General features: G+C 60.1%; 20 protein-coding genes. 7 read left to right on the forward strand and 13 right to left on the reverse strand.

The window, feature by feature from the left end; genetic code table 11:
* The first annotated feature begins 9 nt into the window (after window positions 1–9).
* Complete coding sequence (locus GSF67_RS22265) at window positions 10–189, forward strand: hypothetical protein (RefSeq protein WP_128822054.1); 180 nt, start codon at window positions 10–12, stop codon at window positions 187–189.
* Here the strand turns inward: GSF67_RS22265 and GSF67_RS22270 are convergent.
* The 5 genes from GSF67_RS22270 to ytfQ all read right to left on the reverse strand — a co-directional run bounded on the left by GSF67_RS22270 (window position 176) and on the right by ytfQ (window position 5500).
* Window positions 176–910 carry a FadR/GntR family transcriptional regulator gene (locus GSF67_RS22270; protein ID WP_006314801.1) on the reverse strand — a complete coding sequence of 245 codons (735 nt, stop codon included), beginning with the start codon at window positions 908–910 and terminating at the stop codon, window positions 176–178. The genes GSF67_RS22265 and GSF67_RS22270 overlap by 14 nt on opposite strands.
* 17 nt (window positions 911–927) lie before the next feature.
* Entirely contained in the window at window positions 928–1908 is a 981-nt protein-coding gene (yjfF, locus tag GSF67_RS22275) for a galactofuranose ABC transporter, permease protein YjfF (RefSeq protein WP_006314800.1), read from the reverse strand.
* Complete coding sequence (locus GSF67_RS22280; RefSeq protein WP_006314799.1) at window positions 1905–2948, reverse strand: ABC transporter permease; 1044 nt, start codon at window positions 2946–2948, stop codon at window positions 1905–1907. The genes yjfF and GSF67_RS22280 overlap by 4 nt, the downstream gene beginning before the upstream one ends.
* Window positions 2948–4471 (reverse strand): sugar ABC transporter ATP-binding protein, encoded by a 1524-nt coding sequence (locus tag GSF67_RS22285; protein ID WP_006314798.1) that lies wholly within the window; start codon window positions 4469–4471, stop codon window positions 2948–2950. Before GSF67_RS22285 ends, GSF67_RS22280 begins: the two co-directional genes overlap by 1 nt.
* A gap of 69 nt (window positions 4472–4540) precedes the next feature.
* Window positions 4541–5500, reverse strand: a complete 960-nt coding sequence (gene ytfQ / locus GSF67_RS22290) for a galactofuranose ABC transporter, galactofuranose-binding protein YtfQ (protein WP_006314797.1) — start codon at window positions 5498–5500, stop codon at window positions 4541–4543.
* A 524-nt stretch (window positions 5501–6024) separates the two neighbouring features.
* Here ytfQ and GSF67_RS22295 point away from each other — a divergent pair.
* Window positions 6025–7836, forward strand: coding sequence for an IlvD/Edd family dehydratase (locus GSF67_RS22295; RefSeq protein ID WP_006314796.1), 1812 nt, complete (start codon window positions 6025–6027; stop codon window positions 7834–7836).
* 345 nt (window positions 7837–8181) lie between these two features.
* Here the strand turns inward: GSF67_RS22295 and GSF67_RS22300 are convergent, their stop codons facing one another.
* The 7 genes from GSF67_RS22300 to GSF67_RS22330 all read right to left on the reverse strand — a co-directional run bounded on the left by GSF67_RS22300 (window position 8182) and on the right by GSF67_RS22330 (window position 14675).
* Window positions 8182–8370, reverse strand: coding sequence for a hypothetical protein (locus tag GSF67_RS22300; RefSeq protein WP_006314794.1), 189 nt, complete (start codon window positions 8368–8370; stop codon window positions 8182–8184).
* A gap of 164 nt (window positions 8371–8534) precedes the next feature.
* Window positions 8535–9653 (reverse strand): alanine--glyoxylate aminotransferase family protein, encoded by a 1119-nt coding sequence (locus tag GSF67_RS22305; protein WP_006314793.1) that lies wholly within the window; start codon window positions 9651–9653, stop codon window positions 8535–8537.
* Between the two features lie 3 nt (window positions 9654–9656).
* Window positions 9657–10445, reverse strand: a complete 789-nt coding sequence (locus GSF67_RS22310) for an ABC transporter ATP-binding protein (RefSeq protein ID WP_006314792.1) — start codon at window positions 10443–10445, stop codon at window positions 9657–9659.
* The gene (locus GSF67_RS22315; RefSeq protein ID WP_006314791.1) at window positions 10442–11245 is read right to left on the reverse strand and encodes an ABC transporter ATP-binding protein; all 804 of its coding nucleotides are present in this window, start codon (window positions 11243–11245) and stop codon (window positions 10442–10444) included. Before GSF67_RS22315 ends, GSF67_RS22310 begins: the two co-directional genes overlap by 4 nt.
* Entirely contained in the window at window positions 11242–12072 is an 831-nt protein-coding gene (locus GSF67_RS22320) for an ABC transporter permease (RefSeq protein ID WP_006314790.1), read from the reverse strand. Before GSF67_RS22320 ends, GSF67_RS22315 begins: the two co-directional genes overlap by 4 nt.
* Window positions 12069–13058, reverse strand: a complete 990-nt coding sequence (locus GSF67_RS22325; protein ID WP_006314789.1) for an ABC transporter permease — start codon at window positions 13056–13058, stop codon at window positions 12069–12071. Before GSF67_RS22325 ends, GSF67_RS22320 begins: the two co-directional genes overlap by 4 nt.
* Window positions 13059–13067: 9 nt before the next feature.
* Complete coding sequence (locus GSF67_RS22330) at window positions 13068–14675, reverse strand: ABC transporter substrate-binding protein (protein WP_006314788.1); 1608 nt, start codon at window positions 14673–14675, stop codon at window positions 13068–13070.
* Between the two features lie 377 nt (window positions 14676–15052).
* Here GSF67_RS22330 and GSF67_RS22335 point away from each other — a divergent pair, with 377 nt between their 5' ends.
* Both GSF67_RS22335 and GSF67_RS22340 read left to right on the forward strand, forming a co-directional pair.
* Complete coding sequence (locus tag GSF67_RS22335; RefSeq protein WP_176072086.1) at window positions 15053–17785, forward strand: DNA translocase FtsK; 2733 nt, start codon at window positions 15053–15055, stop codon at window positions 17783–17785.
* A gap of 281 nt (window positions 17786–18066) precedes the next feature.
* Entirely contained in the window at window positions 18067–19143 is a 1077-nt protein-coding gene (locus GSF67_RS22340) for an Ldh family oxidoreductase (RefSeq protein WP_006314786.1), read from the forward strand.
* 37 nt (window positions 19144–19180) lie between these two features.
* Here GSF67_RS22340 and GSF67_RS22345 read toward each other — a convergent pair whose 3' ends face one another.
* Window positions 19181–21175: a bifunctional diguanylate cyclase/phosphodiesterase gene (locus GSF67_RS22345; protein WP_006314785.1), complete on the reverse strand. Its 1995-nt coding sequence runs from the start codon at window positions 21173–21175 to the stop codon at window positions 19181–19183.
* 315 nt (window positions 21176–21490) lie between these two features.
* Between GSF67_RS22345 and GSF67_RS22350 the strand changes: the two genes are divergently transcribed.
* From GSF67_RS22350 to GSF67_RS22360, 3 genes are all read left to right on the forward strand, one after another.
* Window positions 21491–22537: a class I SAM-dependent methyltransferase gene (locus tag GSF67_RS22350; protein ID WP_006314784.1), complete on the forward strand. Its 1047-nt coding sequence runs from the start codon at window positions 21491–21493 to the stop codon at window positions 22535–22537.
* Between the two features lie 91 nt (window positions 22538–22628).
* Window positions 22629–23453, forward strand: a complete 825-nt coding sequence (locus GSF67_RS22355; RefSeq protein WP_006314783.1) for a bifunctional allantoicase/(S)-ureidoglycine aminohydrolase — start codon at window positions 22629–22631, stop codon at window positions 23451–23453.
* A gap of 169 nt (window positions 23454–23622) precedes the next feature.
* Window positions 23623–25128 carry a sensor domain-containing diguanylate cyclase gene (locus tag GSF67_RS22360; RefSeq protein WP_035216161.1) on the forward strand — a complete coding sequence of 502 codons (1506 nt, stop codon included), beginning with the start codon at window positions 23623–23625 and terminating at the stop codon, window positions 25126–25128.
* Window positions 25129–25447 lie beyond the last annotated feature (319 nt).

A 25447-nucleotide genomic window follows, 5' to 3' on the forward strand; every position in this document is an offset into this window, starting at 1 on the left:
TTTTATGGCATGAAAACGCCTGGATGTCACGCGCAGCGTGCAGAGGCGGATGCAAAGTGGTCAGCCGTGGTTTCGCTTAGGACTCGCGTCTTCGGGCTGGTGGCAGCGGAGTTTCTGCCGGTCAGCCGCCTTCCCGGCGGCAAGGTGCAGACACCCGCGCCGGAGGCGCGCGCCTTCAAACCATCTTGATCGCGTTCTGCGTCCGGTCCTTGCCCACCTCGATCACATGACGCATGGCTTTCACGGCCGCATCGGCATCACGCGCGGCAATCGCATGCACGATGCGCAGATGGTTGGAGGCGATCTCGGCGATGGTGCCGGGCGAGGCGGCGGGCGAGGAAAGCTGGAAGGAAATGGCAAGGGCCGCTTCAATCAGCCCGCTTGCCGAACGCATGAAGGGATTGCCGGACATATGCGCCACGGCCAGGTGGAATTCGAGATCGACCTTGGCGATGGTTTCCGGCGTATGTTTCGGATTGTCGAATTTGGCGGCGATGACATAGAGGGACACGATGTCGTCATTGGAGGCCTGCAGGGCCGCTGCTGCTGCCGCCGCCGGTTCCAACGCCAGGCGGATTTCCGCCAGATGCTTGACGAATTCCTGGTCTATGCCGGCCTCGCAGCGCCAGCCCAGCACGTCGGGATCGAAGAAATTCCAGCTCGAGCGATCAAGAACGCGGGTGCCGACCTTGGCCTTGGGTTCCACCAGCCGTTTGGCCGCCAGTGTCTTCATGGTTTCACGCAATACCGTGCGTGAAACGCCGAAGCGCATGGAGAGTTCGGCATCATTGGGCAGCAGCGAGCCTTCCGCAATCCGGCCCGAGACGATGGCGCTGCCGAGTTCGGAGACCACATGGGCGTGGCTGTTCCGGCGTTTTCGCCCGCTTATCGTCGTTTCGAGCAGCCCCAAGAAAGCCTCCGTTTGCGTTATGCCGGATGTGGTCCGGCCAGTCTCCTGTTTGAATACCAGATGATTGCGCGCTGCAACACGATGAAGACGAAAAGCAGCACGCCAATGACGATTTTCGTCCACCAGGATGACAGCGTTCCGTCAAAAACGATGTAGGTCTGGATCAGCCCCTGGATCAGCAGGCCGACAAACGTTCCCGCCACCAGTCCCGTGCCACCTGTGAGAAGCGTGCCACCGATGACGACTGCGGCGATGGCATCCAGCTCTACGCCAACCGTCGCCAGCGAATAACCCGACGAGGTGTAGAGCGTGTAGACGATGCCGGCGAGGCCGGAGAGGAAACCGGAAAGCGCATAGATGCCGATTGTCGTGCGCCCGATCGGCACGCCCATCAGTTCGGCCGATTGCGGGTTGCCGCCCAGCGCATAGATATTAGCGCCGAAGCGGGTGCGGCTGGCAATCAGCATACCGGCGGCAAAGACGATGAGCATCAGCATGGCGAGCGCCGTCAGCCTGCCACCGCCCGGAAAGCGGAAATAAAAGCCTTGGATCTCGTCGATGAAGGGGTGCGAAATCGGCACCGATTGCGTGGATATCAGATAGGCAGCGCCGCGCGCCAGAAACATGCCCGCCAGCGTCACCACGAAAGGCGGGATAGACAGGAAGCGTATCATCGCTCCCATCAGGCAGCCGAACAGCGTGGAGACCACGAGCACGATGGCGAAGGCCAGAAGCGGGTGAATATTATAGGTGCCGACCATCACGGCCACGAAAACACTGGTGAAGGCGATGACCGAGCCGATGGACAGATCGATGCCGCCCGACAGGATGACGAAGGTCATGCCGACGGCGGCAATGCCGAGAAAGGCATTGTCGGTCAGAAGATTGCCGATCACCCGTGTCGACAGGATAGCCGGATATTGCAGCACGCACAGCAGATAGGCGATCACGAAGATCATCAGCGTGGTGAGGAAGGGCAGGTTGCGGCTGTGGATCATCGCGCGGTTCCTTCCTTGGTCATGCCGTTGGCAGCAGCCGGTTTTGCGTGCGGCTTGGGTGTTCTGACGAAGCCGAGAACCGCCATGATCGCCGGCGACTGCAGCGTCAGGACGACCATGATGATGCCGGCCTTGATGATGAGGTTGAATTCCGGCGGGAAACCGGAAACCAGAATGCCGGTATTGATGGTCTGGATGATGAGTGCGCCGATCAGCGATGCGGTGATGGAGAAGCGGCCGCCATTCAGCGATGTGCCGCCGATCACCACCGCCAGGATGGCGTCAAGTTCCAGCCACAGCCCGGCATTATTGGCATCCGCGCCGCGAATATCCGCAGTCACGATCATGCCGGCGATGGCCGCGCAGAGACCGGAGACAGCATAGACGAAAAACAGCAGGAAGCGCGCCCGCACCCCGGCAAGGGCCGCCGCGCGGCGATTGATGCCGGTCGCCTCGATCAGGAAACCGAGCGCGCTCTTGCGCACCAGAACGCCGATGACGAGAGCCGCCGCCACCCAGATGATGACAGGCAGGGGAATGCCGGCAAAAGAGCCGGAGCCGATGGCGGCAAAGCCGTCATCGTTGAAGGTAAGGATGACACCTTCCGTGATGAGCTGGGCAATGCCGCGTCCCGCCACCATCAGGATCAGCGTGGCGATGATCGGCTGGATATCCAGAAGGGCGACAAGCACGCCGTTCCACAGGCCGCAGGCAATGCCGACCGCAAGCGAGACGGCAAGGACGGTGGGGATGGAATGGCCGTTGCTGATGAGCGTGGCGGCAACTGCGCCGCAAATGGCGATGACCGCGCCGATCGACAGATCGATGCCCTTGGTGGCGATCACCAGCGTCATGCCGATCGTCAAAAGCGCCACGGGGGCAGCGCGCACGAGAATATCGATCAGACTGCCATAGAGCCGTCCGTTCTGTAAGGAAACATTCAGAAAGCCAGGCGAAATGATTGTAATCGCTGCCAGAATGATGAAGAGGGCGGCGAGCTGGGGTGCAAGCCTCTTGAGGCGTCGTGTCACGGCCACCATCATGCCGCCTCCGTTTTCGCCGCGTCGGCAATCGCCCGCATGATGTTGTCGGCGGTGACGTCACCACCCTTCAATTCGCTGACGTGGCGGCGGTCGGAGAGCACGACGACGCGATGGGCAACGGAGGTCAGCTCTTCGAGTTCGGACGAGATGACCACAAGCGACATGCCCTCGGTACAGAGTTTTTCGATCATTTTGAGAATTTCTGCATGGGCGCCGATATCGATGCCGCGGGTTGGTTCATCGAGGATCAGAAGCCGGGGATGGGTGGCGAGCCAGCGTGCCAGAATGGCTTTCTGTTGGTTGCCGCCGGACAGGAATTTTATCGGCCGGTTGGGATCGGCGGGACGGATATCAAGCGATTTGATGAAGCTTTCGGCAAGCTCCGCTTTTTGCCGCCGGGACAATGGTCGCGCCCAGCCCTGACGGGCCTGAAGTGCCAGCGCAATATTGTCGGTCACCGAAAAATCGCCGATGATGCCGTCCGTCTTGCGCTCTTCCGGGCAGAAGCCGAAGCCGGCGGTGATGGCGGCTTCGGGCGAGGAAATTGCCACCGTCTTTCCGTCTATCGTGGCCTTGCCGGTATCGGGCTTGTCGACGCCAAACAGCAGGAAAGCCGTTTCGGTGCGGCCGGAGCCGAGAAGACCGGCGACGCCGACGATTTCGCCGGGGCGAATGCCAAGGTCGAAAGGGGCGATGCTGCCACGTTTGCCGTAACCTTCGAAACGGATCGGCGGTTCGCCATCAACGACCGTATCATCCGCCGCCTGATGTTCGTGGGTGATGTGCTGCAATTCGCGGCCCAGCATCATCGCGATGAGTTCGGATCTGGGCAGGCTGCCGATATCGCGCGTGCCGACGAGGCGACCGTTGCGCAGAACCGTCACGCGGTCGGCGATATCATAGACCTGATTGAGGAAATGGGTGATGATGATGATGCCGATGCCGCGCGCGCGCAGGTTTTTCAGCACGCCGAACAACATCTCGACCTCATGGGCGTCGAGGCTGGCGGTCGGCTCGTCCAGCACCAGCACCTTGCCGGAAAGGTCGACGGCGCGGGCAATGGCGATGATCTGGCGGATGGCGACAGAATAGCTGGACAGCAGGGCGTTGACGTCGATGGAGAGCCCGTATTGTGTTAGCAGCGCCTGTGACTGCTTCTGCATCGAGGCCCGGTCGATCATGCCGAAGCGGTGCGGCTGGCGGCCGAGAAAGAGATTTTCCGCAACCGTGAGATTTTCGAGAAGGTTTACTTCCTGATAAACGGTGCCGATACCGAGCGCCTGTGCCTCGCCGACATTGGCGGGCGATATCTCGTTTCCGGCGAGAAAGATCGAGCCGCTGTCGCGGTGGTAAACGCCGGTCAGGATTTTGATGAGCGTCGACTTGCCCGCGCCGTTTTCGCCGAGAAGCGCATGGATTTCACCGCGTCCAAGCGAAAAATCAACGCCGTCCAGCGCCGTGATCCCGAGAAAGGATTTACCGATGGCGCGTGCTTCCAGAAGTGGTGCAGTTTCGGACATTGATGAGGTCCCGGATAAGAATGCGACGACGGAGCGGCACGGGGAGGTGCCGCTCCTCGAAGAAATGGCTTAGTAACCCAGGCCCTTCTTCGCCTCGTAGACCTTCATCGGATCGTCGGACGCCGTGTAGAGCTTGGATTCGGTCTGAATCCACTTCGCCGGTGCCTTCTTGTCTTTCAGATAGGCTTCAAGCGCGTCGAAGGCCGGGCCGGCCATGTCGGGCGTCAGTTCCACCGTCGCATTGGCTTCTCCGGCCGCCATGGCCTTGAAGATATCAGGAACGGCATCGATGGAGACGACCTTGATGTCGGTTCCGGGCTTCAGACCGGCTTCCTTGATGGCTTGGATTGCGCCGACGGCCATGTCGTCATTGTGGGCGTAAACGGCACAGATATCCTTGCCGCCGCCTTCGGCCTTGATGAAGCTTTCCATTACTTCCTTGCCCTTGGTACGGGTGAAGTCACCCGTCTGCGAGCGCACGATCTTGATGTTCTTGTGCGAAGCAATGGCTTCTTCGAAGCCCTTCTTGCGGTTGATGGCAGGCGAAGAGCCGGTCGTGCCCTGAAGTTCGACGACTTTGCAGTCCTTCGAACCGACATCCTTCACCAGCCAGTCGCCGGCAACCTTGCCTTCGTGGACCTGGTCCGAGGTAACGGCTGTCAGATAAAGATCGTCAGGCGCTTCGATCTGGCGATCGAGCAGGATGACGGGGATCTTTTCTTCCTTGGCTTCTTTCAGAACGGCGTCCCAGCCGGTTGCGACGACCGGTGCGATCAGGATTGCATCGACGCCCTGCGCGATAAAGCCGCGAACGGCCTTGATCTGGTTTTCCTGCTTTTGCTGCGCGTCGGCGAATTTCAGCGTGACGCCGCGTTTCTCGGCCTGCTGCTTGGTGACCGTGGTTTCAGCTGCACGCCAGCCGGATTCCGAACCGATCTGCGAGAAACCAACGGTGAGCGATTTTGCGGAAACACTGGATGCAAGGCACAGCGAAACGGCGACAGTGACTGTCGCGAGAGCTTTTCTCATCTTATTCCTCCCAGAGATGATGTCAGCGTGACGGACACACTATGAGCATATAGTAATACTCTTGAAAAGGGGCATTTTCGCATATTTCAATTTTAAAATGACGCCAAAATCATGAAATTCTGGAATAAATCTATATAAATCAGTAGTATAAGATATTCACGTTTTCTGGTTCGAACAGCCGGCATTCCCGCTTTGTCAAGCGCTATATCGCTTGACAGGATGTGGCAAGGTCTAATAGTAATACAAATAAGAAGATGATTTTTGTCGGGATTTTGGGTCACAGGACCTGTGATTAAACCGGCAAAAGAGGGAGGGAGATTCCGTTGCGCAGTTCCGCGATGGCCGTAAATACCGAAAAATATTCGGTTAAAGCCGAAGAGCAGCCCAATGCCACTCGTCTGGGCTTGCACTGTCGGTTATGCGTGATCTCCGAGAAGCTGATTCCATTTTTCTTGCGCACAACATAAGCTTGTCGCATTTCGTAATATTTTACCGTTGGCCACTTCCGGCTGGAGACCCGCATCATGACGACATCTGATAATCTTCCTGCAACTCAGGGCAAGCTCCGCTCGCGCGCCTGGTTCGACAACCCAGCCAATGCGGACATGACCGCGCTTTATCTCGAGCGTTACATGAACTTCGGTCTCAGCCAGGCCGAGCTTCAGTCCGACCGCCCGATTATCGGTATCGCGCAGACCGGTTCCGACCTTTCGCCCTGCAACCGTCATCATCTGGAACTCGCCAACCGTCTGCGTGAAGGCATTCGTGAAGCCGGCGGCATCGCCATCGAATTCCCGGTGCATCCGATCCAGGAAACCGGCAAACGTCCGACTGCTGGTCTTGATCGCAACCTGGCTTACCTCGGCCTCGTGGAAGTGCTTTATGGCTATCCGCTCGACGGCGTTGTTCTGACCATCGGCTGCGACAAGACCACACCTGCCTGTCTTATGGCGGCGGCCACCGTCAACATTCCGGCCATCGCCCTTTCTGTCGGTCCCATGCTGAACGGCTGGTTCCGCGGTGAGCGCACCGGTTCCGGCACCATCGTCTGGAAGGCCCGCGAACTGCTGGCGAAGGGCGAGATCGATTACCAGGGCTTCGTCAAGCTCGTTGCCTCGTCTGCCCCGTCCACCGGTTATTGCAACACCATGGGCACGGCAACGACCATGAACTCGCTCGCCGAAGCGCTGGGCATGCAGCTTCCCGGCTCCGCCGCCATTCCGGCGCCTTACCGTGACCGTCAGGAAGTCTCTTACCTCACCGGCCTGCGCATCGTTGACATGGTCAGGGAAGACCTGAAACCATCAGACATCATGACCAAGGATGCCTTCATCAACGCCATCCGCGTCAATTCGGCGATCGGCGGTTCCACTAACGCGCCGATCCATCTAAACGGCCTTGCCCGCCATGTCGGCGTCGAGCTGACGGTGGATGACTGGCAGACCTATGGCGAAGACGTGCCGCTGCTCGTCAACCTGCAGCCGGCAGGCGAATATCTCGGCGAGGATTATTACCACGCTGGCGGTGTTCCCGCTGTCGTCAACCAGCTGATGACCCAGGGGCTGATCATGGAAGACGCCATGACCGTCAACGGCAAGACCATCGGCGACAATTGCCGTGGCGCGATCATCGAGGACGAGAAGGTCATCCGTCCCTATGAGCAGCCGCTCAAGGAGCGTGCTGGCTTCCGCGTTCTGCGCGGCAACCTGTTCTCCTCGGCCATCATGAAGACAAGCGTGATTTCGGAAGAATTCCGCGGCCGTTACCTCTCCAACCCTGATGATCCGGAAGCCTTCGAAGGCCGCGCCGTGGTGTTCGATGGTCCCGAGGATTACCATCATCGCATCGACGATCCGTCGCTTGGCATCGATGCCAACACCGTCCTGTTCATGCGCGGCGCCGGTCCGATCGGTTACCCGGGCGCAGCGGAAGTGGTGAACATGCGCGCGCCGGATTACCTTCTGAAGCAAGGCGTCAGTTCGCTGCCCTGCATCGGCGATGGCCGCCAGTCCGGCACGTCGGGCAGCCCATCCATCCTCAATGCCTCGCCGGAAGCGGCGGCCGGCGGCGGTCTGTCTATTCTGCAGACGGGTGACCGCGTCCGCATCGATGTGGGCCGCGGCAAGGCCGATATCCTGATATCAGGTGAAGAGCTCGCCAAGCGTTACGAGGCGCTGGCAGCTCAGGGCGGTTATAAGTTCCCCGACCACCAGACGCCGTGGCAGGAAATCCAGCGCGGTATCGTCAGCCAGATGGAAACCGGCGCGGTTCTGGAACCGGCCGTAAAGTATCAGCGCATCGCCCAGACCAAGGGCCTGCCGCGCGATAACCACTGAGGCGGCGTGGTTGACGTTTCAATGATGGGGAGGGCTTGCTCCTCTCCATCGTTATTCCTGCCTGTGCCGCAGCTGTCAGGTCTAGCTGATGAGATATGCTGGATTATATTGATTTAGCAGGTGTTCGGAGGCGTTCGCAACGTTGCGGACGTAAACCGGGCACGACGTCATCAAATGAATGCCGAGGCTTGCTAGACCCTCAGTCGTCATCCTCGGGCTTGTCCCGAGGATCTGCAACCGATTGATTTTATTAGAAGTGGTTAGATCCTCGGCGCAGGGCCGAGGATGACGCCGAGTGTGGTTTTGGCGCTCTTGGCGACGCGTTCGCGGCCTGTAGTCACAAACTTAAATCACCGGATAAAGCGACCAGAAGAACAGTTCATATTCCTGATCGCGGTCGTCGTCATGAGGTTCGTTGTCCGGTCTGCGCGGTGTTTTGTCCTGAAACTCGGTCTCCACCCGCTCATTGACGACGGGCATTCTTCGGCCGATGCCAAAGAGGTCAAAGGAGAGCATATTGAACCCTGCTACCATGGCCAGTTCCCTTCTTCACGCGAGTTAACGGTGTGTTAAGTTTCGCGCGTTGCCATGATTTCGTCAAGATTGGCCATGGAATTTGTCTACCAATTTTAACAACAATGTCGTGATTGGCGTTTCACCGGGGCCGGATTTCACGCAATGAATGTTTATCCCTGCCGTCAGACCTCTTTCGCCGAGGCTTCGGAATAGCTCTTCTCGGCCGCTTCCAGCGCGGAATCGGTGTTTGTTGAATGACCGAGTGTCTTCAGGGCGTTCGCGACAGCGGCGATATTGGCTTTCACCGCCTGCGGATGCGCGCGCCGGCCGGTGTGGTTGAGCCTTATCAACCGTTCCGCGCCGGGGCCGACGCCGACGGAAATATCCGCGCCATGCTGTCTGGATACAGCGGCGTGAAACGCTCCGGCTTCGACGGTATCCGGCAGGACGGCCGTGGAAACGAGGGCTGAGGCATGCGCTTCCTCCACCCAGTTGGCGATGCCGAGCGCCCTGATGCCATGACGGGTGGCAGCCGCTGCCCGCTCGTGGCGCTCATTGGCGGCTGGCAGACCCTCCGCCTCGATCCTGTCGAGTGCGGCGTCCAGCGCGTAAAATTCCAGCGGTGCCGGCGTTCCGGGCAGCGCGCCACGGCCGGCATCGAGCCAGAGCTGTTTCTGGTCGAGAAGCGAAAGCATGGAATTGGTGGGCGCCTTGTCGTGCGAAAGAAGCTCCCATGCCTTCGGGCTGACCGAAATGGCCGATACGCCTGCCGGGCCGGCCAGCGCCTTCTGCGGGCCGATGACGGCGATATCAATACCCAGCTGGTCAACCTCGAAAGGGTGGCCGCCAATGGAGGCGACGGCATCCACCAGCGTGACGACGCCTCTGGTCTGCGCCAGCGCGGCAATGGCGGGCAGCGGGTTGAGAATGCCGCTTGCCGATTCCGCATGCACGATGGCGAGAAGATCGAAACCCGGCCCGTCATCCAGAGCCCGCTCCACCTCGGCGAGCGTCACCGGCTTTGCCGGGCTGGCCGTCAGGTTGTGCACCGCCGCGCCGCCGCGTTCCAGCCAGCCGCCGAACCATGCGCCATAGGGGCTGGTGACGATATTGAGCGCCCTCAACCCCGGCCGCGCAAGGCTTGTCGCCGCTGCCTCCAGCGCCAGCACGGCTTCCGCCTGTATTAGCAGCACGTCGTTTTCGGTGCCCATCAGGGCCGCCAGCCGGTCGGCCAGCATGGCGTAACGCTCGGCAGGGAAAGCGGGTGGGTCGAGGAGCAATGCGTAATCCGGGGCAGGCATGTCTTATCCTTGCAGGGTGGTGATGAGCCGCGGTGCAGCATCGATCAGGCTTCTGGCGGTCGAGGATTGCGGGGCGGAAATGATCGCTCCCGTCTCGCCGATTTCGACGATCCGCCCCGTCTCCATGATCGCGACACGGTGGCAGACAGCGCGGATGACGGCGAGATCGTGGGATACGAAAATACAGGAAATCGCCATTTCCCGCTGTATTTCCACCAGCAGTTCAAGGATCTGCCGGCGAACCGAAACATCGAGTGCCGAGACCGCTTCGTCCATAATGAGGAGCGACGGCTTGAGCGCGATGGCGCGGGCAATGGCCACGCGCTGCCTCTGCCCGCCCGAAAGCTCGAAGACGGAGCGGCCGGCATAGGCAGCGGGCAGGCCGACGCGGTCGAGAAGGCGGGATATTTCCGCCGCACGGTCGCGTCTTTTAACGATACGGTGAATGCGCAGGGGCTCGCTTATGGCGTCTTCAACGGTGGCGCGTGGGTTGAAGGCTCCATGCGTATCCTGAAACACCATCTGCATCTGCTGCCGGGCGGCGCGCAATTCGCTGCCGCCAAGCGCAAGCCAGTTGCGGTTTTCAAAACGCACAGCAGCGCCCTCGTCGGCAAGAATGAGCCGCATGAGGATGCGTGCCAGCGTCGATTTTCCGCAGCCGGAGGGGCCGGCCAGCCCCAGCGTCTCGCCACGCTTGAGCGAAAACGAGATACCGGAGAGCGCCCGCACCGTTCTTGAGCCGGTCCGGTAAGTCTTGGACAGGCCATCCACGCTCAGAAGGGTTTCGTTCATGGCACGGCCTCGCTGATGAGCGGCGGGGTCGAAAGATCGAGATAATCGGCAAGCAGCGTGCGGGTGTAAGGATGTGTGGGTGCGGAAAGTACCCGGCGGGCCGGGCCGTGTTCCACAAGTTCTCCGGCGCTCAGAACGGCGATGTCATCGGCAAGGCTGGAGGCAAGGCCGATATCATGGGTGATGAAAACAAGCGTTGTTTCCTCTTCGCGCACGAGACCATCCAGCAGGGCGGCGATTGCCGCCTGGGTTACCGTGTCGAGAGCGCTCGTCGCCTCGTCGGCAATCAGGATCGCGGGACGCGCCGCAATGGCGGCGGCAATCGCCACACGCTGCCTCTGTCCGCCGGAAAGCTGGTGCGGATAGGCGGAAAGCAGGTGTGAAGGATGTGGCAGCCGCACCCTTTCCAGAAGATCGCGGGCAAGATCGCGCCCCTGCCGCCAGGAGAGACCGAGATGCCGCACCGCGACTTCGGCCACCTGTTCGCCGATGGTCAGAACCGGGTTCAGCGTCGCGCCGGTATCCTGAAAGATCGTGCCGATATCGCGGCCCGGCATCGGTCTGCCGGTGAAAAGGCCGCTGTCTCGGCTCCAGGATATATCACCCGAAACCTGCGCGCTTGCGGGCAGAAGCCCGGCGATCGCCTTGCCGAGCGTGGATTTGCCCGAACCGCTTTCGCCGATGATCGCCAGCCTTTCTCCCTGCCGTATCGTCAGGGAAACCCTGCGCAACGCCGGTGCGTCGGCCGCTGCATAACGGACGCTGAGATCGTCTATCCGGCAAAGTGCGTTGCCGCTCATGGCGTCAGCCTCCTCGTCGCCATCGCCCTGTTGATGCCTTCTCCGAAAAGATAGACGCCGAGCACGGTAACCAGCAGGCCGATGCCGGGGATGACGGACAGGAACGCCGCCGAGCGGAGCACGTTGCGTCCCTCGGCGATCATCGACCCCCAGGTAACGATATTGGGATCGCCAAGCCCGAGGAAGGACAGCGCCGCCTCGGTGAGGATGGCAGCGGCGACGATGATGGCGGCCAGCGCCAGAACCGGCGGCAGGGCGTTGGGCAATATTTGCCGGAAGGCGATTTCCAGCGGATGCATGCCGATGGCGCGGGCGGATTGCACAAAGTCACGCTCGCGGATGCTCAACACCTGCGCCCGCATCAGCCGCGCCGGATCCGCCCATGCGCCGAGCGCAATGGCCAGAATGACAATGGGCATGGAGGGGCCGATGGTGCTGACGAAGGCGAGCGCCAGCAGGAAATTCGGCACGATCTGGAAGGCATCGGTGACGCGCATCAGCGCTTCATCCACGAGGCCGCCGGCAAAACCGGCAATCGTGCCGATGACGGTGCCGATAACAAGGGCGGCGGCCGCCGCACCCATGCCGACGAGCAGGGAGGCCTGCGCGCCATGGGCAAGCTCGGCCAGCACATTGCGGCCGAGCCGGTCAGTGCCGAGCGGCAGGGCCGCATCCGTGAAAGGCGCGATCAGCGGCTCGCCGACGATGGCCAGCGGATCGCCGGGAAACACGAGAGGCGCGGCGAGCGCCGTCACCACAAGCAATGCGAGGATGATGAAGCCGGTCACACCTTCGAAACTGCGCAGGAGCCGGAGAGCGAAATTCATGCCGTGCTCTCCCCGCTGCCAATGCGTGGATCGAGGACGGCATAGAGAATGTCGACGGCGAGATTGACGAGGATGACGAAGACGGCGCTGGTGAGGATAATGCCCATCAAGAGCGGCGTGTCACGGCCGCTGACGGCCTCCTGCGCCAGCCGGCCGAAACCCGGAATGGCAAAGACGCTTTCGATCACCACGCTGCCGCCCAGCATGGTGGCGGCCTGCAGGCCAAGCACGGTGATCAGAGGCAGCGCCGCGTTGCGGGCAACGTGACGCAGCACGATGCGCCGTCTGGAAAGCCCCTTGGCTTCTGCAAAAAGCACGAAATCCAGCGGCCAGATCGCCGCCATGGCGGTGCGCATGACGCGCAGGAACAGCGCCAGATAGATGAGGCCGAGGCTGGCGACGGGCAGGACGAGATGGCGGGCGATATCCACCGCCCTTGCAAAACCCTGCTTGCCCGAGGCGATTGTTTCGATGCCTGAGGTTGGCAGCCAGCGGAGCTGCACGGCAAAGACGATGGCAAGCACGAGGCCGAGCCAGAAACCGGGCGTTGCGTAAAGTGCAAGCGAAAGCGTTGAAAGGACACGGTCCGTCAGCCCGCCGGGGCGCGCGCCGGCGATGATGCCGAGCGTGGTGCCGAGGATGAAGGCGAGTACCGTGGCGCTGCCCATCAGGAGCAGCGTGTTCGGCAGTCGCTCGAGGATAAGCCCCAGCACCGGCCGGTCGAAGGCAAGCGACCAGCCGAAATCGAGCCGCAGCACCGAACTGGCATAAAGCCAGAAACGGGCGAGCATCGAACCATCGAGGCCATATTGTTCGCGCAGCGCATCCCGCAGCCCGGCATCGCCGCCGCCGATGGAAACGAGATAGGCATCCACCGCATCACCGGAGGCATTTTCAAGCAGGACGAAGGTGAAGATGAGAACGATCAGCAGCACCGGAATGGTGCTGAGAGCCCTTCGCCGCAGCAATGTCGCCGCGCGTCTCACGGCGCTGCCTCAGCTATCGACCGCCGTATCCGCCCAGTTGGAAACCGCCCAGCGCGGATTGCTGGCGACATGTTTGACCGTGTCGCGCGCCACCGTGATGAAACCCCATTCTGCGACGTTTATCAGCGGCAGATCGGCGGCGACCTGTTTCTGGAAATCCTTGTAAAGTGCGGTGCGCGCAGCCGCATCCACGGTTTCCGCCGCCTTGTCGATCAGCATATCGAGCGTCTTGTTCTCATAACCGCCCTGATTGGAGAAGCCGACGCCTGCCGGAATGCCGGAGCGCACCAGAATGGTGGTCGAGATTGCCGGATCGCCACGGAACACCGGCGGTGCAATGGCAAGATCGAAGGCGTGGTCGGTATAAACGGCCTTCTGGTGCGCGGCGGCGTCGTTATTGACCAGCTCGGCATCGATGCCGATCTCCTGGAGCGCCTGACGCAGATAGGAGCCGAACTGCTTGGTTTCGTTGAAATAGGGGGCGGGCAGAAGTTTCAGCGCAAAACGTGTGCCGTTCGGGCCGCGCGCATAACCGGCCTCGTCCAGCAGGGCGTTGGCCTTGGCGACGTCGAAATCATAGGTCTCGACATCGTCGGTGTAAAATTCCGGCGCGTTTTTCGGCACGGGACCTGTCGATGCCGTGGCATAACCCAAGAACACCTTGTCGATGACGAATTTCTTGTCGATGGCGTGGGCGATGGCCTTTCTGACTTTCAGGTCGGCCAGTTCCTTGCGACGGTGGTTGATTTCCACCACCAGCTGATAGGTCAGCGCCTCGTAACCATCGGCGATCACCTTGATGCCCGGCTGCTTGGCAATGCGGGCGAGATCGGCCAGCGGTACGGCGGAGAAAGCTGCCAGCTGGATTTCTTCCGCTTCCAGCGCCGAAGCAGCGACCGCGCGGTCGGGCAGGACGCGATAGATGATCTCGTCGAGCTGCGGCTGGTTCTTGGCCCAGTAATTGGGATTGCGGGTCAGGCGGTAATATTCGCCGGGCTTGTATTCGGCAAACACAAAGGGACCGGTGCCGACCGGTTTGGTATTGGCCGGATTGGCGGCGATATCGGTGCCTTCATAGAGATGTTTCGGCACGACGCTGGTGACCACCGGCAGCGCATTGCGGATGAGCTGGAACGGCGTGGGCTTGGAAAAATGGAAGACGGCCGTGTGGTCGTCGGGCGTTTCCACCTTTTCGAGATTGGCGAAGACCAGCCGCCCGAGGTTCTGCAGCGGTTTCCACACGGAGAGCGCCGAAAAGGCCACGTCCGCCGAGGTGAAGGGTTTGCCGTCATGCCAGGTCACGCCTTCGCGCAGCTTGAATGTGGCGCTGAGGCCATCATCCGATCCCTGCCATTCGGTCGCAAGCCGCGGCTCCAGCCCGTCCTTGCCGTTAAAGGAGGCTTCCGCCAGCGGCTCGACGATCTTGCTGGCGATATAAAACACGCCGTTGGAGGCGACGATGGCCGGGTTGAGGTTTTTCGGCTCGGAATCGGCCGCAACGATCAATCGCCCCCCGGATTTCTCCTGCGCTGCGGCAATTCCCGCCAGTCCCGTGGTTGCGGCAAGCGCAAGCGAGGTCTTGAGAAGCGAGCGGCGGGAAAGCTGGACAGGCGACATGAATTTCACTCCGGAAATGAGGGCGAGACGGGCCTTTCCGCTTGGCCCGCGGCGCGCCGATCTTAAGACTGCAACCTCGGCAGTGTCCACGTTAATTCGCGGGGTTTACAGCAATGATTTTACGTTGCGAGCGCCTTGGCTGAAACAATATGCCTTAAAGCGGCAATCGCTTTTCTCCCGCCGTGTCCATTACCTGATGGCGCCACTCAAAAACTGGATTTAATCAATTAAAATTAACAGCTTGGGATGGTCTTTCACCGTCAGGATGTGCCGCTCTTTGGCTGTGGAAGAGTTGAAAATCTGTTGCCATAGCCCGGTTTGGAAAGGGGTAATTAACCTTTATTTTCTATTTCAGGGAGACCGAAATATGTACGTTTATGATGAGTGTGCACGCTGCCATGAGCTTCTCCCGATCCAGATTCCAGAATTCGTCCAATAACGCAGGGGAGGGGAGCGACAACGCTCGTCATGCCGGCGGCAAGGCGGTTGCCGGGCAGCAGACGGCGATGAAAGCGGGTGCGACGCCCCGGCCGAATGCCGATGTCAGCGCAGCCGACGCCATTGAAGGCCGTGCCGAAATGCCCGGCTGGCAGAATGCTTTTGTGCTTGGCCCCAATGTGCGCTTTACCCGCACGCCGGAAAGCGCCTTTAATCGACGCATGCCGGTCGAGACGCCGAATATCCCGGAAGAGCCCGAGATTTCCGATGAGGAAGTGGTTGCTGTCGCCGCGCCAGAGATGCTGGAGCCAGTGGCAGTATCGCAGGAAGAAACCACTGTCGCATCACAGCCGGTCGTAAAACCGGCGGAGCAGCGTGTGCCGCCGCAGCGCATGCCGTTTCTGCCGCAGCCGCCCGATGCGCGCGGTGCAAGGGCGCTGACCTATAAATTGCGTCTGGAACTTGCCCGCAAGCAGGCAGAAGAAGCCGCGGCCGCCGCGCTGGTGCCGGCTCAGCCGCTGACGGCGGCGCCCATGGTGGAAGCGCTGGCACAGCGGGTATTTTCCCCTGTTCAGCCGATGCCCGACGCACAGCCAGCGGCTGCGCCGCAGGCTACCGTGCCGGCTGCGTCCGTCCCAGCCTTTGCCGCCCATCTGCCGGATGAGTTGTTCTGGGAAGTCATGACGCTTGATCTGCCAAGTGAGGCAGTGGAGACTGTTCCCGCCTATATCCGCACCAATTTTGCCGATCCCACCTTCGTAAACCCAGCTTTGACGAACCCGGCGCTGACGGCGTCTATCCCTGCTGTTTCCGTGCCCGCTGCCGCCGCCGTCGTGCTTTCGTCCGAACCTCCGGTCGTCACCGTGCCCGGTGGTTCCGCGATCCGGATGTACCGGGAAATCGGTGTGCGTCAGGCCATCGTTCCTGCCGTCGAACAGGAGATCACGCCACAGCCGGTGGCGGAGGTCTCCGTGCTCGTCGAGCCGCAGCGGCCCGTCGAGCAGGTCCAGCCGATTGAAAGCCAGCCGGCAGAAAGAATAGTGGCGGAGCCGCGTTTCACCGCTCGCGCACCCATTCAGGCCTCGCAGCCAATGTTCCGCGAAGCGCCGGTCTTTGCCGAGGGAGAATATGAATATCCCTCCATCGATCTTCTGCAGCAGGCACGCGTCCAGCAGACCACGACCATGACGCCCGAAGCGCTGGAACAGAGCGCCGGGCTTCTCGAAAGCGTGCTTGAGGATTTCGGCATCAAGGGCGAGATCATCGATGTTCGCCCCGGCCCGGTCGTGACGCTTTACGAGTTCGAGCCGGCCCCCGGCGTCAAATCCTCGCGCGTCATCGGTCTGTCCGACGATATCGCCCGCTCCATGTCGGCGCTCTCGGCGCGTGTTGCCGTCGTGCCCGGCCGCAATGTCATCGGCATCGAACTGCCGAACCCGGTGCGTGAAACGGTCTATCTGCGTGAACTGATCGAAGCGACGGACTACGCCGAAACCCGCCAGAAGCTCGCGCTCTGCCTCGGCAAGACCATCGGCGGCGAACCCGTTATCGCCGAACTGGCCAAGATGCCACATCTGCTGGTCGCTGGCACCACCGGTTCCGGCAAGTCGGTCGCCATCAACACCATGATCCTGTCGCTGCTCTACCGTCTGAAACCGGAAGAATGCCGCCTGATCATGGTCGATCCGAAGATGCTTGAGCTTTCCGTTTATGACGGCATCCCGCATCTCCTGACGCCCGTTGTCACCGATCCGAAAAAGGCGGTCATGGCGCTGAAATGGGCCGTGCGCGAAATGGAAGACCGCTATCGCAAGATGTCGCGTCTCGGCGTGCGCAATATCGACGGTTACAATGCAAGGGCGGCTGCCGCCCGCGCGAAGGGCGAGACGGTATTCTGCAACGTGCAGACCGGTTTTGACCGTGCGACAGGCGAAGCGGTTTACGAGCAGGAGGAAATGGATCTCACCGCCATGCCTTACATCGTCGTCATCGTCGATGAAATGGCCGACCTGATGATGGTCGCCGGCAAGGAGATCGAAGGCGCGATTCAGCGTCTGGCGCAGATGGCACGCGCTGCCGGCATCCACCTGATCATGGCGACCCAGCGCCCGTCAGTCGATGTCATTACCGGCACGATCAAGGCGAACTTCCCGACCCGTATCTCCTTCCAGGTGACCTCAAAGATCGATAGCCGCACCATCCTTGGCGAACAGGGCGCGGAGCATCTGCTCGGCCAGGGCGACATGCTGCACATGATGGGCGGCGGCCGCATTGCCCGTGTCCACGGTCCGTTCGTTTCGGACGAAGAAGTGGAAAAGGTCGTGGCGCATCTGAAGACCCAAGGTCGCCCGGAATATCTCGGCACCGTTACGGAAGACGCCGATGAGGCCGATGAAGAGGTCGAAGAGGATGCCGCTGTTTTCGACAAGACCGCCATGGGCGAGGATGACAGCGACGATCTCTATGAAAAGGCCGTCAAGGTGGTGATGCGCGACAAGAAGTGCTCGACCTCCTATATCCAGCGGCGCCTGTCCGTGGGTTACAATCGCGCTGCCTCGCTGGTGGAACGCATGGAGCAGGAAGGCATTGTGGGCCCGGCCAACCATGTCGGCAAACGCGCCATCATCGCCGGTGAGCGTGGTGGTTTCGAAACGGTCGGCGCGGACGACTGATTTCACACCGGTTCTACGGTGAGGATTTCAAGTACCGCTCCTGCGACCTCGTGATGCCGGGCTCGACCCGGCATACAGCCACGTCGCGTGTGCGACGTGGAAGGGACTTCTGAGATCAAGGACTTGATCGCACTGGTTTCCGGCGCAAACCCGGAATCATGGATATGAGGTTGTCGTATCTTGAGCGCTTATTGGCGTTTCGGTCGCGATATTCGATTGCAAAAACGCGCCCCGTGAATAGCCTGTGCGGCATAGATTCTGGAATTGGGTAGGGTTCCCTCATGACGCACGGTAACGAAAAGGCCACTGTTCTGGCGAGGCTGGACGAGTTGGAGCGGTTTTGCCGCGCCGTTTTTCTGGCCGTCGGCACCGATGAGGAAACGGCCGGTGCGGCGACCCGCGCCATGATGCATGGCACAAGGCTTGGCGTGGACAGCCACGGCGTGCGCCTGCTTGCCCACTATGTCACGGCCCTTGAAGGTGGACGCCTCAACCGGCGGCCGCAGATCAGCCGGGTTTCCGGCTTCGGCGCCGTAGAAACGATCGATGCCGATCACGCCCATGGCGCCCGCGCCACCTATGCGGCCATGGAGAATGCCATGGCGCTTGCGGAGAAATTCGGCATTGGCGCGGTGGCGATCCGCAACTCCTCGCATTTCGGCCCGGCCGGCGCTTATGCGCTGGAAGCGGCCCGGCAGGGTTATATCGGCCTCACCTTCTGCAATTCGGACAGTTTCGTGCGCTTGCATGATGGTGCCATGCGGTTCCACGGCACCAACCCGATTGCCGTCGGTGTGCCGGCAGCGGATGATATGCCCTGGCTGCTGGATATGGCCACAAGCGCCGTGCCGTATAATCGCGTTCTGCTCTACCGGAGCCTTGGCCAACAATTGCCGCAAGGCGTTGCCTCGGATGGCGACGGCGTCGATACGCGCGACCCCAATGCCGTCGAGATGCTTGCCCCCGTTGGCGGTGAATTCGGTTTCAAGGGTGCGGCGCTGGCAGGAGTGGTCGAGATTTTCAGCGCCGTTCTTACCGGCATGAAGCTCAGTTTCGATCTCGCCCCCATGGGCGGGCCGGATTTTTCAACGCCGCGCGGGCTTGGAGCCTTCGTTCTGGCGCTGAAGCCGGAGGCCTTCCTGGAGCGGGACGTGTTCGACGAGGGTATGAAACGTTATCTCGAAGTGCTGCGCGGATCACCCGCCCGCGAAGATTGCAAGGTCATGGCGCCGGGCGACCGGGAATGGGCGGTTGCGGCAAAACGGGAGAGGGAAGGCGCGCCTGTCGATCCCGTTACACGGGCGGCCTTTTCGGAGCTTGCGGAAAAATTCTCGGTCAGCCCACCCACCTATCATTAAAGCCGCCTATGGATGACGGCGGCCTACCATCGCCGGATCAGGCGGGGCGCATCAGCATGTTTGGGCGCGGATAGGGCGTTGCCGCCGCGCCCAGCCGTTCGGCGACGACCGGACGGCCGATATAATAGCCCTGCGCGTAGTCGATCTCCATCTGGCGTACGAGTCTCAGCTGGTCTTCCGTTTCCACGCCTTCGATGAGGATCTTGTGGCCGCGATTGCGGATGAGGCGGATCATGTCCTGCAACATCGCGCGGCCGCGCGGCGTGTTGCTGTCCTGCAGGAAGGAGCGATCGATCTTGACCGTGTCGAAATCCGTCATGCGCAGCCAGGAAAGGCCGGCGAAACCGGTTCCGAAATCATCCAGCCAGATATTGATGCCAAGCGTCTTCAGGTCGCTCAGGCAGCGTAAAACGTCGGAATGCATTTCCATGTCGACGCCTTCCGTGATCTCGAAGGCAAGCCTGTTGCCGGCAATGCCGGCCTCCACGAGGATGGCCGCAACCGAGGTGGCAAAACCCGGATTTTTCAATTGCATCGGCGAGACATTGACGCTGACGACATCCACCCTGTCATCGGCAAGAAGCTGCTTGCAGACGGTCTTGATGGTCCAAAGGCCCAATTCCATGATCGTGCCGGTGCGTTCGGCAATCGGAATGAAAATACCGGGCGACACCAGATTGCCGTCCAGCAGGCGAAGCCGCATCAGGGCCTCGACGCCTGCGGTCTCATTGGTGGAGACGTTGAGGATCGGCTGATAGACGAGGGAAACGAGATTTTCCGCGATGGCGATCTTCAGCAGGGCGGCAATGTTCTCGGTCTCATCGCTGGTCTGCGGATCTTCAGGATCGAACAGCTTCATGCAGTTGCGGCCGTTGCCCTTGGCGATATAGAGCGCGCGGTCGGCTTCGTTGATGATTTTCTCAAGCTTGCCGTCGGGATTGGGGCGAGTGAAAGAGGCGCCGATGCTGACGGTGACGATGAAAGTGCCGTCGCGACGTTGGTCATGCGCCAGCGAAAGCTCTTCAACGGTGTGGCGGATCGTCTCGGCAAGCTCGCCCACCTGCTGCTTGGATTTGAACGGCACCAGCACGATGAATTCTTCACCGCCGTAGCGGCCGATCGAGGCGCCGTGGTCGATGATTGCATCCTGCAGCGCGTTGCCCACCGTCATCAGGCATTTGTCGCCTTCCTGGTGGCCGTAGCGGTCGTTGTATTTCTTGAAGAAGTCGACGTCGATCAGAAGGACGGCGAAACCCTCTCCCTTTTTGCTCCAATTGTCCCACAGCAGCCGCAGATGATGGTCGATGGCGCGGCGGTTCTGCAGGCCGGTCAGGGAATCGGTATTGGAGAGCCGCAGCAGCGCCTGTCCACGCTCATCCGCTGCCTTCTGCTGCGCCTTTGCTTCCAGCGCGTTGAGGAAGACGTGGTAACGCTCGCGGTTGAGGTTCCAGTTCACATAGGAGGTGAAGACGAAGCACGAAATGTAGAAGGTGCCGAACGCGAATTTGTAGAAAACATCCTCGGGAAACTGCGTCGACGCCAGAAAATAGGTGACGAGAATGATGCCTGATGACACCAGCGACAGATGGAAGCGGAAGCTGAAAAACAGATTAGCGCCCATCATGAAGATAGCCCCGAAAACCATGTAGTAGGACATGTTTTCGATATTGTCGGTGAAAAGCGAAGGCACCAGCCAGCCGATATAGCCCATGACCAGCGCGGTGGCGCAGGTGAGATCAAGGGCTGCCGTACTTGCGCCCTTGCGCAGCTGGATCTCCAGCGTCAGCAAAGAGGACAGGACGACGACGAAACGTGCGAAAATGGTATAAAATGCGACGTCGGGTATCAGAATGATGTCGGTTGCGGCAAACAGCAGATAGATAAAAACGGCCGTCCACAGGCCTCGCCGAATTGAACCGCGGCGACTGCGCTCGCCTTCCTGTTGGTAAAGGGCAAGAAGTTCATCAGAAAACCGGGAGTCCGGCCGCCGATAGTCTTGCTGTCCACTCACCTCTCCCAATGTGTGCTTCATGCACTTTCCCATAGTGTTGCGTATACTTAATCAAGTAACTGCTTATTCCACTTTTCCGTGTGCTAATGCACTGGCGCGGGTTCTCGTCAATCTCTCCCAATGCGAGCGGAAAACACCGGGAAGAAGAACGCATCATACGTTCGCAACATTAAGTTTCACTAAATCACGTATCCGCTTTCTCCCCTACCCACGAGTGTGACCAAAAAAGTACGCTAATTTACTAATGTATCCCTACACCGCTGAAAAATCGAAAGCGAGTGGCCATCCGTCTCCCAGAAACGTATAGTTAACAATGTGTTAATACTGGAGGCTGATGTGGTGCGGGTAAAGAAGAAAAATCTTGACGGGGCAAGTCTGATCACCCCGGATACTGTCGCAAAAGAGATTTTTGCGCGAAAGACGGAAACTTTCGATGAGCAATTTGCGGTCGCGAAAGCAGAAATCGCGCTCATTCTCGAATTGGCACAGCAGCAATTCGACAATCGTGTTTCGGCTCATGAGATAATACATCGGACCGCGGGGGCGCTGCACGGTCTGCGAGAGAAGCTCCACTCAAGCGTGTGGGCTGAACTGATTCCGCTGGTACAGAATCACCCCGTGTCGGGTCATTTTCTGGAAGACCCCTTCACGCGCTGGTCCTTCGAAAAGCCGCGCGGTTATTCGGGCGACGCGCAATTGCTGGATTTCATCTATGGTCATCCCAGCGTCTCCGAACAGGTGAACGGGGCCACCCCGCTCGGCACGGCCCTTTATGACTATACGAAGGATGCCAGTTCCTCGGTCGCCGTGCGCGAGCGGCGCGATTTGCTGACGCGTTTTGTTGACGAGGCCGCCGTCCGGCACGGCAAGGACACGGAAATCCTCACCATCGCTTCCGGCCATCTGCGCGAGGCCGATGCTTCCGCAGCGCTGAAAGAAGGCGCTATCAAGCGCTGGGTGGCGCTCGACCAGGACCCGCTCAGCGTCGGCTCCGTCGCGCGCGATTTCAACGGCACCTGCATCGAGGCGATCGACGGCTCGGTACGCGATATTGTGCTGCGCACGCAGGAACTCGGCAGCTTCGATCTCATCTATGCGGCTGGTCTTTACGATTATCTGAACGACCGCGTGGCGATCAAACTGACGCGGCGCTGCATGGAGATGCTGAAACCCGGCGGCATGTTCCTCTTTGCCAACTTCTCCGAGGATATCGTCGTGGATGGCTATATGGAGACCTTCATGAACTGGGCTCTGCTGCTGCGCTCGAAGGCGGATATGTGGCGGATCGTCAATGCCAGCGCCGATCCATCGAGCATCGAGGCGGAGGTGTTTTTCGGCGAGAACCACAATATCGTCTATGCGACGATGCGAAAGAAAGTGTAACCTCTTTCGGCCGGTCTCCGCCTGCCAATAACCATTTGCTTAAACGTCGTCGCGGGCCTAAGAATCCGCGCCGAATGCGTTGCAGAATGGAATGGCTGAAATGAAGAGATATTATTCGGATATGGGCGGTCTGCCGGGGCAGACGGAACTGCTGTCGAGCAAGGCTGTTTTCAAGACCGCCTATGCCGTCATCCCCAAGACCGTGATGTCCGATATCGTGACGAGCGTGCTGCCGCACTGGACCGGCACGCGGGCCTGGATCATCGCCCGGCCGATGACCGGTTTTTCCGAGACTTTCGCGCAATATATCGTTGAGGTACAGCCCGGTGGCGGCAGCGACCGGCCGGAGCCGGACGAAAGGGCTGAAGCCGCGATCTTCGTCGTGGAAGGCGAGATGACCGTGACGCTCGAAGGCGCGCAGCATGCCCTGCGGGAGGGTTCGTTTGCCTTCCTGCCGGCCGGTGCGTGCTGGCAGGTGAACAACTCCAGCAAGGCGCCGGTCAAATTCCACTGGGTTCGCAAGGCGTTCCAGGCGGTTGACGGCCTTGAGCCGCCGCCGCCGATCTTTTCGCATGAAGACGAGATTGCCTTGTCGGCCATGCCTGACACGGAGGGCAAATGGGCGACGACGCGCTTCATCGATCCGGAAGACGTCCGTTACGATATGCATCTCAACATCGTCACCTTCGAACCGGGTGCGACCATTCCGTTCATGGAGACCCATGTGATGGAACACGGCCTTTATGTGCTGGAAGGCAAGGCAGTCTACCGGCTGAACGAGGACTGGGTGGAGGTGCAGGCGGGGGACTTCATGTGGTTGCGCGCCTATTGCCCGCAGGCCTGTTATGCGGGTGGGCCAGGCCGGTTCCGTTACCTGCTCTATAAGGATGTGAACCGCCACGTGAAGCTCTGGTAACGGGCATCCATCGGCGAGACCCCTGATTTATCGCGCAATCCGGCGGTTTGCGCGATAAATGCTTGCTTAAAGTCCAATATCCCTAATAAATCTTGATGTGCGGACGGCTGTCGCCGTTCCGTACCATTCCGGCATCCGCCTGCATCTACTTTTCGAGAAGAATGCCCGTATGACTGAGACGATCGATACCAATGTCTTCAATCTTGCACCCGTGGCGATGTGGATCGAAGATTTCAGCGAGGTGAAGAGCCAGTTCGATATCTGGCGGGCTGAGGGTATAGAAGATATCAGAGCGTTTCTTCTGGAGGATTTATCGCGGGTGGCGGCCTGTTCGCAGAAAATCCGCGTGATAGAGGTCAACGCCAAGACGCTGGAACTGTTCGAGGCCCGCGACCAGGCGCATCTCGTTGACAATCTGCACCGGATTTTTCGCGACGACATGCTGGAAAGCCATGTGAACGAGCTTTCCGAACTCTGGGCGGGCCGGACGGAATTCACCAGCAATGCGGTGAACTATTCTATCGGCGGCCGGCGGCTCGACATCCAGCTGCGCGGCGCCGTCATTCCCGGCCACGAGGATACGCTCGGCCGGCTGCTTTTGACGACGGAGGATGTGACGGAGCGGGAGGAAGCCCGCCGCAAGGAACTTCTCAACCGCCGTTATGCCGAGGGCATGTTCAAACATTCGCCGGTCTCCCTCTGGGTGGAAGATTTCAGCCGGGTACGGCGGCTGATCGAAGAGGTGAGGGATCGCGGGATTGTCGATTTCCGGGTGTTCATGGATGTGCATCCCGAATTCGTGCGGCAATGCATGAGCGAAATCCGGGTGATCGACGTCAATCAGGCGACGCTCGACCTTTTCTGTGCGGCGGACCGGCAGGTTCTGTTGCAGCGGCTTGGCGATATTTTCCGCGGCGAGATGGAAAAGCCGTTCCGGGAACAGCTGATCGAGCTTTGGAACGGCAATCTCACCCATCACCGCGAGGTGGTGAATTATGCGCTCGACGGTTCGGAGCGGCACGTCCTCCTGCATTTTTCCGTCTTTCCCGGCCATGAGCGGGACTGGTCGCTGGTGCAGGTGGCGCTGACGGATATTACCGCGCGCAAGAAGGCGGAAGCCTATCTCGAATATCTCGGCAAGCACGATGTGCTGACCAAACTGCATAACCGCGCTTTTTATTCGGACGAGTTGAACCGGCTGGAGCGCAGCGCACTGAGGCCGGTTTCTGCCATCGTCATTGATCTCAACGGCCTGAAGGATGCCAATGACAAGCTCGGCCACGATGCCGGTGACGCGTTGCTGCGGCGGGTGGGCGAGGTGCTGAATGGCGTGGTGACCGCGCCAAATCATGCCGCGCGCATTGGCGGTGACGAATTCGCCATCCTTCTTCCCGGCGCCGACAAGCAGGTGGCAGCCGCCATGGTCGACACGGTCTATGAGTTGCTGAAGATCAATAACCAGTTCTATTCCAGCGCGCCGCTGAGCCTGTCGCTGGGCGTGGCGACCAGTGAGGCTGGCGAAACGATGGAATCGGTGGTGCGCCGGGCCGACATGAACATGTACGAGCAGAAGAACGCTTATTATGCGGCCCTGCGCAGCCGTTCTGCAGACAATAGCGATACGACGAAGAGCAGCCCTCAGTCGGAAGCCTCCTCGCTGAAACGCCTCTTCTGAGGATAAAGCGGCAAGGGTGGATTCAAGGGGCGGGGCGTTCTTGTCTGCTGCGACGATTGCATTATCTCGACGTCGTCCTTGGGCTTGTCCCAAGGATTTAAACACGTCAACAAAATCAGGACCTCGCAGATCCTCTGGACAAGCCCGAGGATGATGTCGATGCGATTGGCCTGACTTTCCCACCCATTTCACGATTCCAGTCTTCCTTGGTGTCCGGTTAGGGCCGCGCGCTTCTTCACAAGCGCGTGAGCGTGTTTTTGCGCTGCAACAATTCTATTGCCGGAATTTTACATACGTCTTAGTATGTATGTAAATGTGA

Origin of the sequence: Agrobacterium sp. CGMCC 11546 (genome assembly GCF_013365515.1) — a bacterium.
Lineage (GTDB): Bacteria > Pseudomonadota > Alphaproteobacteria > Rhizobiales > Rhizobiaceae > Agrobacterium > Agrobacterium fabrum.

What these genes read in the sequence shown, in the direction of transcription:
- GSF67_RS22265 (WP_128822054.1), top strand. Translation starts at nt 10, where the DNA reads ATGAAAACGCCTGGATGTCACGCGCAGCGTGCAGAGGCGGATGCAAAG.
- yjfF (WP_006314800.1), bottom strand. Translation starts at nt 1,908, where the DNA reads ATGATCCACAGCCGCAACCTGCCCTTCCTCACCACGCTGATGATCTTC.
- GSF67_RS22280 (WP_006314799.1), bottom strand. Translation starts at nt 2,948, where the DNA reads ATGGTGGCCGTGACACGACGCCTCAAGAGGCTTGCACCCCAGCTCGCC.
- GSF67_RS22285 (WP_006314798.1), bottom strand. Translation starts at nt 4,471, where the DNA reads ATGTCCGAAACTGCACCACTTCTGGAAGCACGCGCCATCGGTAAATCC.
- ytfQ (WP_006314797.1), bottom strand. Translation starts at nt 5,500, where the DNA reads ATGAGAAAAGCTCTCGCGACAGTCACTGTCGCCGTTTCGCTGTGCCTT.
- GSF67_RS22295 (WP_006314796.1), top strand. Translation starts at nt 6,025, where the DNA reads ATGACGACATCTGATAATCTTCCTGCAACTCAGGGCAAGCTCCGCTCG.
- GSF67_RS22300 (WP_006314794.1), bottom strand. Translation starts at nt 8,370, where the DNA reads ATGGTAGCAGGGTTCAATATGCTCTCCTTTGACCTCTTTGGCATCGGC.
- GSF67_RS22305 (WP_006314793.1), bottom strand. Translation starts at nt 9,653, where the DNA reads ATGCCTGCCCCGGATTACGCATTGCTCCTCGACCCACCCGCTTTCCCT.
- GSF67_RS22310 (WP_006314792.1), bottom strand. Translation starts at nt 10,445, where the DNA reads ATGAACGAAACCCTTCTGAGCGTGGATGGCCTGTCCAAGACTTACCGG.
- GSF67_RS22315 (WP_006314791.1), bottom strand. Translation starts at nt 11,245, where the DNA reads ATGAGCGGCAACGCACTTTGCCGGATAGACGATCTCAGCGTCCGTTAT.
- GSF67_RS22320 (WP_006314790.1), bottom strand. Translation starts at nt 12,072, where the DNA reads ATGAATTTCGCTCTCCGGCTCCTGCGCAGTTTCGAAGGTGTGACCGGC.
- GSF67_RS22330 (WP_006314788.1), bottom strand. Translation starts at nt 14,675, where the DNA reads ATGTCGCCTGTCCAGCTTTCCCGCCGCTCGCTTCTCAAGACCTCGCTT.
- GSF67_RS22335 (WP_176072086.1), top strand. Translation starts at nt 15,053, where the DNA reads ATGATGAGTGTGCACGCTGCCATGAGCTTCTCCCGATCCAGATTCCAG.
- GSF67_RS22340 (WP_006314786.1), top strand. Translation starts at nt 18,067, where the DNA reads ATGACGCACGGTAACGAAAAGGCCACTGTTCTGGCGAGGCTGGACGAG.
- GSF67_RS22345 (WP_006314785.1), bottom strand. Translation starts at nt 21,175, where the DNA reads ATGAAGCACACATTGGGAGAGGTGAGTGGACAGCAAGACTATCGGCGG.
- GSF67_RS22355 (WP_006314783.1), top strand. Translation starts at nt 22,629, where the DNA reads ATGGCTGAAATGAAGAGATATTATTCGGATATGGGCGGTCTGCCGGGG.
- GSF67_RS22360 (WP_035216161.1), top strand. Translation starts at nt 23,623, where the DNA reads ATGACTGAGACGATCGATACCAATGTCTTCAATCTTGCACCCGTGGCG.